This window comes from Methylobacterium sp. 22177, assembly GCF_052045615.1.
Taxonomy (GTDB): Bacteria; Pseudomonadota; Alphaproteobacteria; order Rhizobiales; family Beijerinckiaceae; genus Methylobacterium; species Methylobacterium radiotolerans.
On sequence record NZ_JBQEPK010000023.1, the window covers coordinates 82,481 to 96,660 of the forward strand.

A 14,180-nucleotide genomic window follows, 5' to 3' on the forward strand; every position below is an offset into this window, starting at 1 on the left:
CGGTTCTCACTCCGCCGCGAGGACGCCCGCGCCGGATGCGCCGCGCCCGAACTGCGCCGCGTGCAGGCGGCTGTAGGGGCCGCCGGCGGCCAGCAAAGCCGCGTGCCGGCCCTCCTCGACGACCCCGCCCTCCCCCAGGACCACGATGCGGTCGGCGTCCCGGACGGTGGCGAGGCGGTGGGCGATCACCAGGGTCGTGCGCCCGCGGGCCAGCTCGGCGAGCGCCCGCTGGATCTCCCGCTCGGTCTCCGTGTCGAGCGCCGAGGTCGCCTCGTCGAGGATCAGGATCGGCGGGTTCTTGAGGAAGACCCGCGCGATGGCGATGCGCTGCTTCTGGCCGCCCGACAGGCGCACGCCGCGCTCGCCCACCACGGTGTCCAGGCCCTCCGGCAGGCCGTCGATCAGCCCGCCGAGCCGGGCGCGCCGCGCGGCGGCGTCGATCTCGGCCTCGGTGGCGTCGAGGCGGCCGTAGGCGATGTTCTCCCGGATCGTGCCGGCGAACAGGAACACGTCCTGCTGGACGATGCCGATCTGGCGGCGCAGGCTCGCCAGGGTGATGTCGCGGATGTCGAGCCCGTCGACGGTGATGCGGCCCGCCTCGACCTCGTAGAAGCGCGGCAGCAGGGCGCAGAGGGTGGTCTTGCCGACCCCCGAGGGGCCCACGAACGCCACCGTCTCGCCGGCCGCCACCGCGAGGTCGAGGCCGGAGAAGACCGGGCGGCCGGGGCCGTAGCCGAAGCCCACCCCCTCGAAGCGGATGTCGCCGCGCAAGGCGCCGACCGCGCGGGCCTCCGGCCGGTCGGTGATGTCGGGCTCGGTGGCCAGCAGCTCCTGGTAGCGGCGGAAGCCCGCGACCCCCTTCGGATACGTCTCGACCACGGCGCCGATCTTCTCCAGCGGCCGGTAGAACACGCCCACCAGCAGCAGGAAGCCCACGAAGCCGCCCGGCGTCAGGTCGCCCCGGACCACGAAGGCGGCGCCGCCGAGCAGCACCGCGATCTGGACGAGGCGCAGGCCGAGATAGTTGATCGACAGGCCGGCCGCCATCAGCCGGTAGGCCTCGAGCTTGGTGTCGCGGTAGCGGGCGTTGTCGAGGGCGAACAGGGCGCGCTCGTGGGGCTCGTTGGCGAAGGCCTGCACGACCCGCATCCCGCCGACATTCTCCTCGATCCGCGCGTTGAAGGCGCCGACCCGTCCGTACTGGGCCTGCCAGTTGCGGGTCATGCGGCCGCCGTAGCGGATCGACACGAAGGCGATCAGCGGCAGGATCGCCGCGGTGATCAGCGCCAGCGGCGCGTGGACGTAGAGCATCAGCGCGAAGGCGCCCAACAACGTCATCACGGCGATGAACAGGTCCTCGGGCCCGTGATGGGCGACCTCGCCGATCTCCTCCAGGTCCTTGGTCACCCGGGCGACGAGGTGGCCGGTCTTCTGGCCGTCGTAGAAGCGGAAGGAGAGCTTCTGCAGGTGGTCGAAGGCCCGCGCCCGCATCGTGGTCTCGATGTTGATGCCGAGCACGTGGCCCCAGTAGGTGACCACCACCATCAGGCCGGCATTGGCGACGTAGACCAGCGCCAGCGCCGCCGCGGCGAGCAGGATCAGGCCCCAGTCCTGCCGGGGCAGCAGGCTGTCGATAAAGCCCTTCACCGCGATGGGGAAGCCGAGCTCCAGCAGGCCCGACAGCACCGCGCAGCCGAAATCGACCAGGAACAGCGTCCGGTACGGCCGGTAATAGGCGAGGAAGGCCTTCAGCATCGCGCGGCTCGGATCAGCGTTGGGCGGCGCACTCGACGGGGCAGAGCGCGCCGCAGGACGGCACCCCCGGCAGGCGGTGGCGCAGGCAGCAGACGCGCCGCCGCCGGCAGCCCGACGCCCCCGGGCAGAGCGCCTGCGCCAGCGGGCTCCTAGCGCAGCCGGGGCCGGCGCGCCATCCGAGGCAGGCCGCGACGTCGTCACAGGCGTCGGTGCAGGCGCTCGCGCAGGCGGCGCCGTTCCCCTCCCCGCCCCCGAGCGGTCCCCCGGGCGCGCCGCCGAGTTCCCGGGCGACGTAGTCGAGGATCACCGCGGCATTGCCCCAGAGGACCCGGGGCGCGATCCCGCACCGGGCGTGGCAGAGCTCGACGAACGGGCGCAGATGCGCCTCCACCAGCCCGGTCAGGCCGGGCGCCGGGCAGGCCGCGCAGCCGGACCCGTCCGCGGGCAGGCGGAAGCGGCACGGCCGGCCGGCCGCGTCGAGCTCGAGGCTGACCGCGTCGAAGGCGAGCGGCAGCGGCCGGCCGAGGCGCACCAGGGCGGTCAGCGCCGGCGTCGCCAGGGCCGCGAGGTAGAACTGGCTCCAGTACGAGACCCGGACCCGCGGATCCGCGGTCCGGAACGCCGCGCCGAACCCGGCCCCGAAGGCCGCCAGCGTCGCGTCGAACACGTCGGGGTCGCGCAGGGCGCCGAGGGGCAGCGCCTCCGGGCCGCCGGGGCCCTCGGCGACCCCGTCCCGGTAGGCCGCGAGCGTGTCGGGAACCTGGGCGGCGACCTCGGCGATCATCGCGCCGCCCCGTCGTCCCGCAGGGTCCGCTCCACCGCGACGGCGAGCCACGCCACCGCGGCGGCGTAGAGCGGCAGGGTGGCGGCGAAGTAGCCCGGCCAGCCGATCCAGCCGGCGAGCGCCGGGGCGGCCACCCGCAGCGGCATCGCGGCGAAGAAGGCGGCGCCGAACAGGAGCGCGTAGTCGGTGGCGGGCTTCGGGCCCTGGGCCCAGCGGTAGATCATGTTGAAGACCGGCACGCCCAGGAACCCGCCCGCGACGAAGCTCAGCACCGCGGCGGCGACGCCGAGATCGGGCATCCGGCCCGCGCAGGCGACGACCATCAGGCCCCCGGAGGCCAGGACGCCGAGGGCCCCCGCGGCGATCAGCCGGACCGTGCCGAACCGCGCGGCCAGCCAGCCGGCCGCCAGCGCCATGACGAGGTTCACGGCCGGGAGCACGGTGCCGGTGAGCGTGCCGACCTGCCCGAGCGGGACGCCGAGATCGAGGAGCGCCAGGGTGTTGGGCCCGGCCACGAGGTAGGAGGCGGCGAAGTAGGCCCCGAGCACCAGCACGCGCCCGGCCAGGCGGCGCAGCCGAGCCAGCGAGCCCGACCAGCGCTCCGGGCCGGCGCCGGTTCCGGCGGCGCCCCCGGCCCCGCGCGGGGGGGCCTCCCGGTAACCCAGGATCGGCAGCAGGCAGAGGGCGTCGAGGGCCGCGCAGGCCAGGACCGCCCCGCGCCAGCCCAGGCTGTCGTAGGAGCCGACCAGCACGCCGACCCCCAGGATGCCGCCGAGGGAGGCGCCGCACAGCTTGGCCGAGGCCACGAAGGCGCGCCGCCCCGCCGGCACGGTCTCGACCACCAGGGCCTCGAGGGCGATGTCCATGGTCGCCACGCAGGCGCAGGCGGCGATCGCCAGGGCGAGCAGCGCCAGGAGCGGCCAGGTCTCGCCGAGACTCAGGACGGCCAGCAGGAGCACCGAGGCGGCCTGCGCGGCCGCGATCCAGCCGATCCGGTGGCTGAGGAACGGCAGGCGGAGCCGGTCGAGCAGGGGCGCCCACAGGAAGGTGAGCCCGACCGGCAGGTTGATGAGCTGCAGAAGCCCGACCTCGGCCAGCTCCACGCCCCGCGCCCGCAGGATCAGCGGCGCCCCGCCGGACAGGAAGCCGAGCGTCGCCCCGAAGGTCACGTACAGGCAGAAGAACGGCGCCAGCGGCCGCAGGCCCGCCAGGGTGTCGACGACCCGGGTGCCGATGGCAGGTCCGGCGGAACCGGTCACCGCGACCCGCACGCTGTGCCGCGATCCGCGCCGGCCCGGAGACTGCAGTTTATAATCACACTAATCTATTGATTTACCTCGGTTTTTGCTGTTTAGAGAGGTCGGCGCCGGGGATCAAGCCGGCGGCGTTTCGCGGCGCGTCGACGCGCGCCCCGCCGGCGGATCCGACGTTAACCTTTCGTCAACCATGCCCCCGACAGAGTCGTCGGCGGAGGGCTGAGCCATGACCCGACGCCGGGATTTCGACGCGCTGAGCGAGGCGCAGATCGCCGCGAACCGCACGCAGGGGCGCTGGGTCGAGCCGAAGGCGGGATTCCGTCCGACCGGTCCGCGGGCCGTGTCCGATCTGCTCGACACGATCCAGCACGTGGCCGAAGCCGCGACCGGCGAGCGCAGCTTCCTGCACCTGCGTCCGGAGGCCGGCCGGCCCCGCGGGCGCTGAGACGATCCCTCCCACGGCGTCGCCCCGATCGCGCGGCGCACTGGCAAGGGCCGACCGGTTCTGCAACAACGCCGGGATGAGACGGCGTCCCGCCCGCGAATCCGCTTGCTCGCACGCGTCGATCGCGTCCGCCCGATCCGGCGGCGCCTCGTGAGCGCGGACGAGGCGGCGGACCGCCGGCCGCGCAACCGCACCCTCGCGCAGGAGGTCGAGCGCCGCCGCGCCGCGCCCGCGGCGACCGGCGCGGCGACCGGGCTGCCGATGAGCGATGTCGGCCTGTCCGGCGGCCTCGACGGCCGGGAGAGGGTGGAAGCGGCCCGGCCGCACCGGCCGGATCCGAAGGTCCTGGTCACCACCGGCTCCGTAAAGATCGCGACCTTCGGCCCCGGCGCCCTCGAACCGGGGATGCGGATGAGCACCGCGCCGCTCTCCGTGGAGACCCTGGCCGCGCGGGCGCGCGCGCCGATCGCCGGTCTCGACTGACCGCCGATGCCGCTCCGCTTCCGGTTCCGCACCCCGCTCCCGCTCCCGCTCCCGCGCTCTCGGCCGCGTTCTCCGACCCTGTCGCTGACGACCCGCATCCTGCTACTCGTCCTGCTCGCCCTCGCCCCGGCGCTGGCGATCCAGGGCTACAACGAGGTCGCCCTGCGGGCGAGCCGCGACGCGGCCGTGCGGGCCGACGCCCGCGCCACCGCGCGCGACGTGGCGGAGGATTTCGCGCAGGTCTCCGACCGGATGCAGCAGGCCCTCGACCTGATCTCCGGGGACGCCACCGTGCAGGCGCGGGAGCCGGCGGCCTGCACCGCCTACCTGCGGCGGGCGGCCGCGCGGCTGCCGCACGTGCTGCTGATCGCCCTCACCGATCCCGAGGGGGCCGTGATCTGCGACAGCGCCGGCGCGCCCGCGGGCTCCTACTCGAGCCGCGGCCGGGCCTATCACCGCCGCGCCCTGGAGCGGGGCGGCTACGCAGTCGGCGGCTACGCGGTCGGCTTCCAGACACGGCGGCCGTCGATCCACTTCGCCCGGGCCGTCCACGCCGGCGACTCCGGGGGGGCGCCCGCGGGCGTCCTGCTCGCCGCTGTCGACCTCGACTGGCTCTCCGATCATCTGGAACAGGCGCTCCATCAGGCGGAGACGGCGATCACCGTGACGGACCGCGACGGCCTGATCATCGCCCGCCGCCCGGACGAGGCGGCCTGGATCGGCAGGCCGATCCCGCCCGACCGGGTCGCCATGCTGGAGGCCCAGGGCAGCGACGTCCGCGTCGCCGCGGGCCTCGACGGCCGCCAGCGGATCATCGCCACCGCGATGCCGGACGGCCCGCTGGCGGGGGTGCGCGTCGTCGTCGGGCGCGACCACGCCACCGCCTTCGCAGATATCGACGCCGCCACCCGCCGCGGCCTGGTGCTGATCGCCCTCGGGGCGGCCCTGGCGCTCGCCGCCGCCCTCGTGGCCGGGCGGGTGTTCATCCGCCGCCCGGTCGAGCGGCTCCTGCGCACCGCGGCGGCGTGGCAGGCTGGCGACCTCGCCGCCCGCACCGGCCTGCACGGCGCCGCGGAGTTCGACCGGCTGGGCAGCAAGCTCGACGCCATGGCCGCCACCCTCCAGCGCAGCACCGCCGAGCTGCGCGCCGAGATCCAGCGCGGCCGCGCCCTGCAGGCGCAGCAGGGCACGATGCTGCACGAGCTGAACCACCGGGTGAAGAACACCCTGGCCACCGTCCAGGCCCTCGCCCGGCAGTCCCGCGGCTCCGCCGAGGTCCTAGAGGCGCGGATCCTGGCCCTGTCGAAGACCCACGACCTCCTGACCCGCGAGGACTGGAGCGGGGCTCCCCTGCGCGAGGTGCTGGAGAGCGAGCTCGGCCCGTACCGGACCGGCGGCGACCAGATCCGTCTGGACGGGCCGGACGTGTCGCTGAGCCCCCGCGAGGTGCTGGCGCTCGGCCTGACGGTCCACGAGCTGACCACCAACGCCGCCAAGTACGGCGCCCTCTCGGTCCGCGAGGGCCGCGTCCGGGTGGCGTGGTCGGTCGCCGCCGGCGCGGCGGGGGAGCGGCGGCTGCGGCTCAGCTGGGAGGAGCGCGGCGGCCCGCCGGTGCGGGCGCCGACCCGGGTGGGCTTCGGGACGCGGCTGATCGCCGGCGGCGTGCGGCGCGAACTCGCCGGCACGGTCGACCTCGCCTTCGAGGCCGCGGGCCTGCGCTGCCGGCTCGACGTGCCGCTCGATCCGGGCCTCGGCACCATGCTGGCACCGACGGGCTAGGACCGGCGTGGCTCGGCCGAATCGCGCCGTTTGAGCAAGGACTTGGATCCGGATCCGGACAGACCGGTCGAGCGCGCCCGGACCGGTACGCGCGGCGAACCCTCGCTCAGATCACGCGTGAGCGGACCGCCGCATCGACCTGACGGCGCTGAGATTTCCGGTCCCGGAATCACGCGCCGGCGCGGGTCACCTCGCGGACGTCCCGCTTCACCTGCCGCCACGTCCGCCAGGGCTCGAGGTTCGAGAGCGCCATCCGGCGGGCGCCCATCCAGCCGAGTCCCAGCGCGATGACGAGAAACGGCGCGGCGACGATCAGCGCGGCCGGCGCCTCGGCGCCGAACGGCACGGCCAGCAGCTTCACCACGGCGTCCAGGCCGAGGAAGAAGGTGACGATCAGCAGCACCGGGATCGTGCCGACGATGGCGATCAGCGACACGATCGCCCGGAAATTGCCGTCGACCTCCGTCCGCGCCAGCGTGAGCAGCGCCTCGACATGCGCCGTCCCCTCGCGCAGGGCCGCGATCAGCAGGGCGAGGGTTCCGTCCGGGGTCTGACGCATGGATACGAGGGTCCTCGGGGCCGTCTCCGGCCGGCTCTCGCCAACGGGGCCGCGGCCCGAAGCGTTCCGCGCCGGGCGCTCACAGCATCAGGAGCACGGCGCCGAGGACCAGAACGGTCGCCAGGCCGGCCAGGAGGACGGCCCGGCCGGCATCGGCGCCGTCGTCCGGGATCGGCTCCGCGGCGGCCGGCGCGGCGGATGCGGGGGCCGCGAAGGCCGCGCCCGGCCCCGCCTCCGCTGCCCGGACCGGCGGCGTGCCGGACCCCGGCGCGGGAAGGGTGACCGCGGCCGGGACCGGCCGGTCCGTCGGGGGGCCGAAGGCTTCGGGCTCGACGCTCACGCCCGCCGCCTCCAGCTCCAGCATCACCAGGACCAGGGCGTCGACATCCATGCGCTCGACGGGCAGCGCGGCGCGCAGATCGTCGGCGGTGAGGAGGCCCCGGTCGCGGCCGAGGGCGACCAGCCGGTCGAGGGTCCCGCGATCCAGAACCTGCGTCATGTCCCGCCTCCGCGGCCGCGTCCCGCCTGTCCATCGAGAACGCGCCCGGGCGGCGCCGGTTACCGGCGGCCGCGGGCCTTCCGGCGCTAGGCGCCGAGGGCGGGCCCGGCCGCCGGGATCGCGCCGGGCTCCGGCCGGGCGCCGCCCGGTCCGGGCCGGAACTGGAGCATCGGCCGCTCGATCAGGTACCAGCTCAGCAGGCCGAGGGGGATGGCGGCCGCGAGGGTGAGGACGGCGACCGCCCAGGGTGAGATCCCGGGGATCCGCGCGACCAGCAGGTTCTGCACCGGCCAGGCGTAGAGGTAGAGACCGTAGGACGGGTCGACCTGGGCGGTGGCGCGGCTGAGGGCGGTGGGGCGCACCGCGAGGGCGAACCAGAAGATCAGGTAGCCGCCGAGGATCGCGAAGGCCGGCTCGGCCAGCGGCCGGCTGAACATCAGGGGGAGCAGCAGCAGGGCGGCGAGGGTCGCGCCGCGCCGCGTGTAGGTGATCCGGTCGGCGAACAGCCGGAAGGCGCCGCCGCAGCAGAACACGAAGGTGAGGCGGATCATCTCCGACAGGGATCCGAGGATGTCGCCCGGATGCCCGACGGGCAGGAAGAGCCAGCGCAGGGCGAGGAGGCTGCCGAGCCCCCCGAGCAGGCCGAGATAGCGTCCGCGGCGGCGCAGGGCGCGGGCGGTGCCGACGAGGCCGAGCAGCAGGTAGCAGCCGAACTCGCAGGGGATGGTCCACATCGAGCCGTTCAGCAGCGGGTAGGGCAGCTCGGCGAAGGCGCCCGGGACCACCGGCATCAGCAGCAGCGACAGCCGCAGCAGGGCCTCGAGCGGCGAGGCGTCCGCGAGGTTGCCGCCGCCGAGGGGCGCGACGACGGCGATGCAGAGCAGGGACGCGACCACGAAGGCCGGGTAGATCCGCAGCGCTCGCCGCGCGAGGTAGTCGCCGAAGGAGCGCTTGGCGCGGTAGCTCGCGGTGATCAGGTAGCCGCTCACGAGGAAGAAGCCGTCGACGGCGATCTCCCCCAGGGACAGGGTCCCGAAGACCTGGGTCAGCAACTCCCGCGACCGGTTCCCGTCCACGAGTTCGGGGGCGTGGGCGAGGATCACGAGGCCCGCGAACAGGAGTCGCAGGGACCCGAAATTGTTCGCCCGCGGATCCCGGCCGCCCGTCACCTCCGCCACCTCTGCCCGCTCCGCGACCTCTCTGCCCGGCGCCCAGGGGCCGGGAAACGGCGCGCGAAGGCAAGGACGCCGGGGCAACACGCGCCGGAGATCGGATTGCGTCGCCCGCGGCCGCACGCGATGGTGCGGGCGCCGTTGCGCTCCCGGCGCGGTTGGGCTAGGGAATGGCCACGGCTTGCACCCGTAGCTCAGCTGGATAGAGCGTTGCCCTCCGAAGGCAAAGGTCACACGTTCGAATCGTGTCGGGTGCGCCAACCTTCCCAATGACGTAGCAAGGGTTAGGCCCGAGGCGGAGATTGCCGGGGTCACCTCGGTCTCGCCTTCGCGATCCCGTTGCGCGTCGCTTCTCTGCCCCCTGCTCGCTTCCCCGTCTCGCCCCTATGACGATTTCCCGCCCCGCGCAGGATGCTTCCGCGAAAGCGGAGCTGGCGCCGACCGGCACGCTCCGGGTCGGTCTCATCGAGGCGCCGTCCGCCGGCCTGATCTTCGTCAGCCGCGCGGCCGATGGAGGGCTCGACGGCGTGACGGCCGATCTGGGCGCGGATCTCGCCCGGCAGGTCGGCCTGCCGCTGGCCGTCACCCTGTTCCCGAACTCGGGCGCTGCGGCCGCCGCCCTCCAGGCCGCGGCGATCGATGTCAGCTTCATGCCGGTCGACGCGACCCGGCGCCAGGTGATCGATTTCGGGCCGGGCTACTACGATCTGGAGAGCACTTATCTGGCCAGCGCCGAGTCGGGCATCACCGACGTGGCGCAGGTGGACCGGCCGGGACTCCGGGTCGTGGCGATCGAGGGCACGACGACGTTCCGCGCCTCCGCCCGCACGCTGACCCGGACGCAGCCCCTCCCCGTCCCGTCCGTGGCCGAGGCGGTCGCGCGCATGCGCGCCGGGCAGGCGGACGCCTTCGCGCTGTCCCGCGACACGTTGCGGCCGGTGGTCCTGCAGGTCCCGGGCTCCCGGATCGTCGCGGGCGGCTTCCAGCAGACGCAGGTCGCCGTCGCCGTTCCGAAGGGCCGGCCCGCCGCCCTCGCCCGCGTCACGGCGTGGATGGATGAGGCGAAGCGCGCCGGGGTCGTCCGGCGCATCTTCGATGCCCGCGGCTTCCACGACGACGCGGTCGCGCCCTGACGAGCCGACCCACGCGAGGCGTTCCAGGGGACGTGGAAGAGACGCAGATAGCCCTACCTAGCGAGATCTCACCGATTGGATCTCGACATGTGGTACCTGTACGGCGCCGTCCTGCTGGCTGGGATCGCGAACGCCATCCAGCCAGGCCAGAACAGTACCCTCGCCAGAGGCTTCTCTCAGCCGCTCGTGGCGGGTCTGATCGTTGGTATCGGCACCGCCCTGACCGTCCTGATCATCGGCCTCATATCCCGTCGCTTGGCATGACCGACAACCTAGGAGCTGTCGCAGGTGCCGTGGTGGGCATGGGGCGGCGGCTTCCTGGGCGGCGGAGTCGTGATCGCGCAGCTGCTGATTGCTCGGCACGTGGGAGCTGGGGCGTTTCTCGGGCTTCTGGTGACGGCGGGCGTCGTGACCTCCATCCTGCTCGACCATTTCGGCTTGGTCGGCTTTGAGGTGCATCCGGCCAGCCTCTGGCGGATCCTCGGTGGCCTGCTGATGGTGGCCGGTGTCGCGCTCGTCGCGCTCTTCTAAAGGCGGTCGCGTTTCTCCCGCACGGCTCGCGCCACCTTCGTGCTCGACGGTCTGGAGCAGGCCCTGCACGAGCGCCGGCCCCTCCAGGTGAGCGGGCTCGCGCACCACAGCGACAGGGGGAGCCGATACCTCGCTCGGCGCGACACGGAATGGCTGGCGGAGGCGGGCGTCGAGCCTTCGGTCGGCAGCGTCGGATACAGCGACGACAACGCCTCGGCCGAGACGATCAGCGGTCTGTTCAAGGCCGAGGTGATCCATCGGCGCGCGCCGTGGCGCAGCTTCGAGGCGGTGGCGTTCGCCGCGCCGGAAGGGGTCGATTGATCCTCTCGATCAGAAGGGTCCAAAGCCGGCCGGTCAGGTCAGGAGCGGCCGAGGAAGCGGGTCGGGCTCGGCGGGACGGCAGATACAGATGGGTCGCCCGCCCCGCGACATTCAACCACACACGCAGTGCCTAACTTGAGCTGTTTCCGGCCGAGCGTGTTGTTCAATTCGACAATTGTATATGGATCTAAACCGCTCTATCGCCAAACATTCACTTGAGAGCGGCATTCATGCTTTGGCTGAATGGCAATGATCGCCTTCGTGAGATCGTCGTGCGCGTTATGTCTGGATATTGGCTGAGCCATATATGGCGGAACGCAAGAAACATCTAAAAACTCCTCGCAAACCTGCTTCTGATCCCGGTTCGGCATATCGAACTGAGAGACAAAGGGTGCGAGGTCATGAGTACGACCGTCGGGGTCCTGATCCTGGATGAAGCGCAGGACCTGAGCGCCGCCGCCCGCGCTGCTTTGGATCACTTGCCGGTGATCCGCCTACTCGGCGAGGCATGCCTGGACGAAGCCGATGTCGAGGTTGAGGTCGCTGTGGTCTGTCTCAGCTCGGACAAGGTCGCGGAGGGAATCGCGCATGTCACCGGCCTGAGGGAACGCCGGCCGAACCTGCGCATCCTGGTGACCTTCGACGCGCTGACAGCGGACCACTTCGAGTCTCTGCTGGATGCGGGTGCTGACGCCTTCGTCGGGCGCTCACATTCGCAGCAGGAACTCAGTGCGGCGCTGCTTGCCCTCGTGAAGGGAGCGGCTTGCCTCGTTCCTCCGAAGCGGCTGGGCGCCATCAAGGCGGGCCAGAGCTGCAACTTCGGTCTGTCCCCCCGCGAGATCGACGTCCTGCGCTTCCTCTGCGCAGGCTTCAGCAACAAGGAGGTCGCCCGGCGCTTGGCGCTGAGTGTGCGCACTGTGGAGACCCATCGGCTCAACCTGCGCCGCAAGACCCAGACCGGCCGTTTGAAGGAGCTCGTTTCGCTCGCCCACCAGCTTGGGCTGCCGCTCCCGTCTGCTGACGAGTGGGCTTCGCATGCCGACAAACGGTTCGCGTCAAAGGGAGGCTCTCTTTTCGAGGCCGTGACCGGCCCGGAAGGGCTTTCCGTCCGTGCCGACGTCGCTGGCCGTGCAGGAGCGACTTCCTTGAGGAAGCGTTAACGGCGCGAGGCGGTCGCTACGGATGGTGGCGGCAGCTCTCCTGCGCGTACTCTGCAGCGTCGCTACGGCTTCTGACAGGCGAAACCGAACGGCAGGCGGGCCGGCCCCTAGAGGGCTCGGCCCGCGCCTTTCGGGCCAGTGTGAACTGTTGCGCCGATCCTGACACTTCCGCCGTCTCGGGCAGGGACCCGGAACGACAACGGCGCAGCAACCCTGGAGGTCACTGCGCCGCGGGGTCGGGCTACTGAGGGGGCGATAGCAGCCACGAAGAAGGGCTGCGCGCGACGCTGCTACTGCGAGGTGCGCCTGAACACATCCAAGAGCATGTGGCTCGGCAGCGACAGAGGTCGGCCATCGCCTGTGGACAGCGCGAAGCGCCCTCGATCCGTCAAGGTTCAGGCGCGAGGGTGCTGACCCCTCTTCCGATCCGGCCTGCCATGTTCGCCAGCCCTCACGCTTTCGTCCTGCATCATCGCGAGCGTCTCGCCGTGCTCCTCTCGTCGGCCCTGTTCCTGGCCGGCGCGCTCCCGCTTTTCTGGGCGGTCGGGTGACGACCGCGGCGCCCCGTTAGTAGCAGCCGGCCGATGGCCGCTCAGGCGGTGTCATCCGATGACGGCTTGCGGCGCTCCGAGCCCGGCGGACGTGGCGTTGTGTTCGTCCAGGGCATCGTGCCATCCGGTCGCCGGAGCATCGACCTTGCCCTTCAGGTCGCCCTTCCGCTCCGGGCGGGGGGCCTTGCGACCGCCATCGCGCCATACCCGGAACTTGCGGCTGTCGACCCACTCCCTTCGGCCGTGCTCGGCGCGGACGATGATGTCGGCGATCACCCGGTTGGCCTCGTCCTCGTTGAAGAACGCCGACGCGAGCCGTCGGGTCGCACAGCGCCGCAGGGCCCGCGCCTCTCGAATGGCGGGACGTTCTTGCGGAACCCGCAACACCGCATGAGCATCGCCCGACCCACATCGTCCCGCTTCGGCGTGCCGGTCTTCAGGCGGTTCTGACGGCACTCGCCCCAGGTCTCGACGCTGGCGTCGAGGCTGCGCTTCGGGCGCTTCGACATGCCCTTGCGGGATTTCCGGGCCGCAGGTGTCCAACCTGGACGTCTCGCGTCGAAGTCGGGGGGCTCGTTCTCGTCCGACAGAGGTGCGCCTCCATGTGAGGAGCCCCCTATCCATACCGGATCGACCCGAGACACAAACGGCCGAGCGGCGGCAGCGCCCTGGCACCCTCATCGGCTGATGCGGCCGGGTCATCGGATGATGACGGTCCGGTCAGCAGCCGGCGCTCGATGCGTTGAGAATTCAACTCGCCATGACCGTCACGCGCGTTGCGACGACGTCATGGCGAGCCATGGGTTGGGATGGGATCGGATCCGCTCGGACGGCCCTTCCAGAACGAAGAAACACCCCGGGAGCTTGCGCTCCCAGGGTGCTGCCGACCTCGCGGCCAGTTTGATCGGGCTGGGGATGCGAAGGTCAGCCGATCGGCTGCTCTTCGGCGGCGGAGAGCGATGAGGAGGACCAACTACCCCTCGCCCGCCGCCGCATCTCCCGGCACAGCCGCCGGGAGCAGCGCGACCGGATCTCAGTACGAGCCGAACTTGTAGTTCAGACCGGCGCGGACGACGGCGAACTCGTCGTCGCGGCGGCCGATGGCGCTGTAGGCGACCGGGACGAGGTTGGCGGCGTTGACCACCAGGGCGCCCTGGTTGCGGGTGCCGCGCTCCAGGTTCACGTACAGGCCTTCGATCTTCAGCGTCACGGCCGAGGAGCGGAAGAAGTTCAGGAACGAGTCGGTCGGCAGCGCGTACTCGATGCCGCCGCCGACGGCGTAGCCGGTGCGGAAGCTGTCGTTGCCGGCGTAGCCGCCGAAGGAGCGGTCGGCGCTGCCCGAGCCGTAGGCGAAGCCGCCGGTGGCGTACACGAGGGTGCGGTCGAAGGCGTAGCCGAGGCGGCCGCGCACGGTGCCGAAGTAGTCGAGGCTGGAGAGGCCGCGCGGGTCGGTGACGTAGTAGCCGGGGGCGACGGCGCCGGAGATGAAGGCGTTGTTCCGGTTACGGCCGAAGTCGAGGTACTGGGCGTCGGCCTCGAAGCCGATCACGACACCCGAACCCGGGGTGATCTGCCAGTTGTAGCCGATCTGCGCACCGCCGGAGAAGCCGTCCTGGCTGCGGTCGCGGAAGGAGGCGACGGTGCCGGGGGCGGCGTAGGGGAAGGGCACCGCGAAGGTGTTGTTGGTGCGGCTGCTGGCGTCGAAGGCGTAGCCGGCGTTGATACCGAAGTAGGCGCCGGTCCAGGTGAAGA

The 14,180-nt window shown here is 72.3% G+C and carries 13 protein-coding genes, 1 tRNA gene and 2 pseudogenes; 8 read left to right on the forward strand and 8 right to left on the reverse strand.

All coding sequences use genetic code 11. The features are described 5' to 3' along the window. Positions 1 to 6 precede the first annotated feature (6 nt). The 3 genes from ACTJK8_RS20130 to ACTJK8_RS20140 are packed head-to-tail and all read right to left on the reverse strand — an operon-like array spanning position 7 to position 3,798. Positions 7 to 1,755 carry an ABC transporter ATP-binding protein gene (locus ACTJK8_RS20130; RefSeq protein WP_024830629.1) on the reverse strand — a complete coding sequence of 583 codons (1,749 nt, stop codon included), beginning with the start codon at positions 1,753 to 1,755 and terminating at the stop codon, positions 7 to 9. 13 nt (positions 1,756 to 1,768) lie between these two features. Continuing rightward, complete coding sequence (gene fhuF / locus ACTJK8_RS20135; protein ID WP_440762415.1) at positions 1,769 to 2,539, reverse strand: siderophore-iron reductase FhuF; 771 nt, start codon at positions 2,537 to 2,539, stop codon at positions 1,769 to 1,771. Further along, positions 2,536 to 3,798 carry an MFS transporter gene (locus ACTJK8_RS20140; RefSeq protein ID WP_127991276.1) on the reverse strand — a complete coding sequence of 421 codons (1,263 nt, stop codon included), beginning with the start codon at positions 3,796 to 3,798 and terminating at the stop codon, positions 2,536 to 2,538. Before ACTJK8_RS20140 ends, fhuF begins: the two co-directional genes overlap by 4 nt. Before the next feature lie 223 nt (positions 3,799 to 4,021). On the opposite strand from ACTJK8_RS20140, the gene ACTJK8_RS20145 reads away from it, so the two are divergent. From ACTJK8_RS20145 to ACTJK8_RS20155, 3 genes are all read left to right on the forward strand, one after another. Further along, the gene (locus ACTJK8_RS20145) at positions 4,022 to 4,240 is read left to right on the forward strand and encodes a hypothetical protein (RefSeq protein ID WP_012318290.1); all 219 of its coding nucleotides are present in this window, start codon (positions 4,022 to 4,024) and stop codon (positions 4,238 to 4,240) included. 105 nt (positions 4,241 to 4,345) lie between these two features. Continuing rightward, a complete protein-coding gene (locus tag ACTJK8_RS20150; protein WP_029359188.1) occupies positions 4,346 to 4,723 on the forward strand; it encodes a hypothetical protein in 378 nt (125 codons plus the stop codon). A 6-nt stretch (positions 4,724 to 4,729) separates the two neighbouring features. Then, on the forward strand, positions 4,730 to 6,502 hold the full coding sequence (locus ACTJK8_RS20155) for a sensor histidine kinase (RefSeq protein ID WP_440762416.1): 1,773 nt from the start codon (positions 4,730 to 4,732) through the stop codon (positions 6,500 to 6,502). Positions 6,503 to 6,671: 169 nt separating this feature from the next. Here ACTJK8_RS20155 and ACTJK8_RS20160 read toward each other — a convergent pair whose 3' ends face one another. From ACTJK8_RS20160 to ACTJK8_RS20170, 3 genes are all read right to left on the reverse strand, one after another. After that, positions 6,672 to 7,061, reverse strand: coding sequence for a phage holin family protein (locus ACTJK8_RS20160; protein ID WP_012318288.1), 390 nt, complete (start codon positions 7,059 to 7,061; stop codon positions 6,672 to 6,674). A gap of 79 nt (positions 7,062 to 7,140) precedes the next feature. Further along, positions 7,141 to 7,560 carry an RNA polymerase sigma factor region1.1 domain-containing protein gene (locus ACTJK8_RS20165; protein WP_012318287.1) on the reverse strand — a complete coding sequence of 140 codons (420 nt, stop codon included), beginning with the start codon at positions 7,558 to 7,560 and terminating at the stop codon, positions 7,141 to 7,143. An 86-nt stretch (positions 7,561 to 7,646) separates the two neighbouring features. Continuing rightward, complete coding sequence (locus ACTJK8_RS20170; RefSeq protein WP_012318286.1) at positions 7,647 to 8,738, reverse strand: acyltransferase family protein; 1,092 nt, start codon at positions 8,736 to 8,738, stop codon at positions 7,647 to 7,649. A 177-nt stretch (positions 8,739 to 8,915) separates the two neighbouring features. Here ACTJK8_RS20170 and ACTJK8_RS20175 point away from each other — a divergent pair. From ACTJK8_RS20175 to ACTJK8_RS20195, 5 genes and pseudogenes are all read left to right on the forward strand, one after another. After that, positions 8,916 to 8,992, forward strand: a tRNA-Arg gene (locus tag ACTJK8_RS20175). 126 nt (positions 8,993 to 9,118) lie between these two features. Then, on the forward strand, positions 9,119 to 9,865 hold the full coding sequence (locus ACTJK8_RS20180) for a transporter substrate-binding domain-containing protein (RefSeq protein WP_029361718.1): 747 nt from the start codon (positions 9,119 to 9,121) through the stop codon (positions 9,863 to 9,865). Between the two features lie 87 nt (positions 9,866 to 9,952). Continuing rightward, positions 9,953 to 10,396: pseudogene (locus ACTJK8_RS20185) on the forward strand (DMT family transporter). A gap of 9 nt (positions 10,397 to 10,405) precedes the next feature. After that, a pseudogene (locus tag ACTJK8_RS20190) lies at positions 10,406 to 10,717 on the forward strand (IS3 family transposase); the annotation flags it as partial. A gap of 401 nt (positions 10,718 to 11,118) precedes the next feature. Continuing rightward, complete coding sequence (locus ACTJK8_RS20195) at positions 11,119 to 11,877, forward strand: LuxR C-terminal-related transcriptional regulator (protein WP_440762417.1); 759 nt, start codon at positions 11,119 to 11,121, stop codon at positions 11,875 to 11,877. A gap of 602 nt (positions 11,878 to 12,479) precedes the next feature. On the opposite strand, the gene ACTJK8_RS20200 is transcribed toward ACTJK8_RS20195, so the two are convergent. Together ACTJK8_RS20200 and ACTJK8_RS20205 are read right to left on the reverse strand one after the other, a co-directional pair. Next, entirely contained in the window at positions 12,480 to 12,971 is a 492-nt protein-coding gene (locus ACTJK8_RS20200; protein ID WP_147021439.1) for a hypothetical protein, read from the reverse strand. Positions 12,972 to 13,461: 490 nt separating this feature from the next. Further along, positions 13,462 to 14,180, reverse strand: a 719-nt coding sequence (locus ACTJK8_RS20205) for an outer membrane protein (RefSeq protein WP_440762418.1), incomplete at its 5' end; no start/stop codon positions are given.

Coding starts and splice junctions, on each gene's coding strand:
- ACTJK8_RS20130 (WP_024830629.1), bottom strand. CDS start 1,755: ATGCTGAAGGCCTTCCTCGCCTATTACCGGCCGTACCGGACGCTGTTC.
- fhuF (WP_440762415.1), bottom strand. CDS start 2,539: ATGATCGCCGAGGTCGCCGCCCAGGTTCCCGACACGCTCGCGGCCTAC.
- ACTJK8_RS20145 (WP_012318290.1), top strand. CDS start 4,022: ATGACCCGACGCCGGGATTTCGACGCGCTGAGCGAGGCGCAGATCGCC.
- ACTJK8_RS20155 (WP_440762416.1), top strand. CDS start 4,730: ATGCCGCTCCGCTTCCGGTTCCGCACCCCGCTCCCGCTCCCGCTCCCG.
- ACTJK8_RS20160 (WP_012318288.1), bottom strand. CDS start 7,061: ATGCGTCAGACCCCGGACGGAACCCTCGCCCTGCTGATCGCGGCCCTG.
- ACTJK8_RS20165 (WP_012318287.1), bottom strand. CDS start 7,560: ATGACGCAGGTTCTGGATCGCGGGACCCTCGACCGGCTGGTCGCCCTC.
- ACTJK8_RS20180 (WP_029361718.1), top strand. CDS start 9,119: ATGACGATTTCCCGCCCCGCGCAGGATGCTTCCGCGAAAGCGGAGCTG.
- ACTJK8_RS20195 (WP_440762417.1), top strand. CDS start 11,119: ATGAGTACGACCGTCGGGGTCCTGATCCTGGATGAAGCGCAGGACCTG.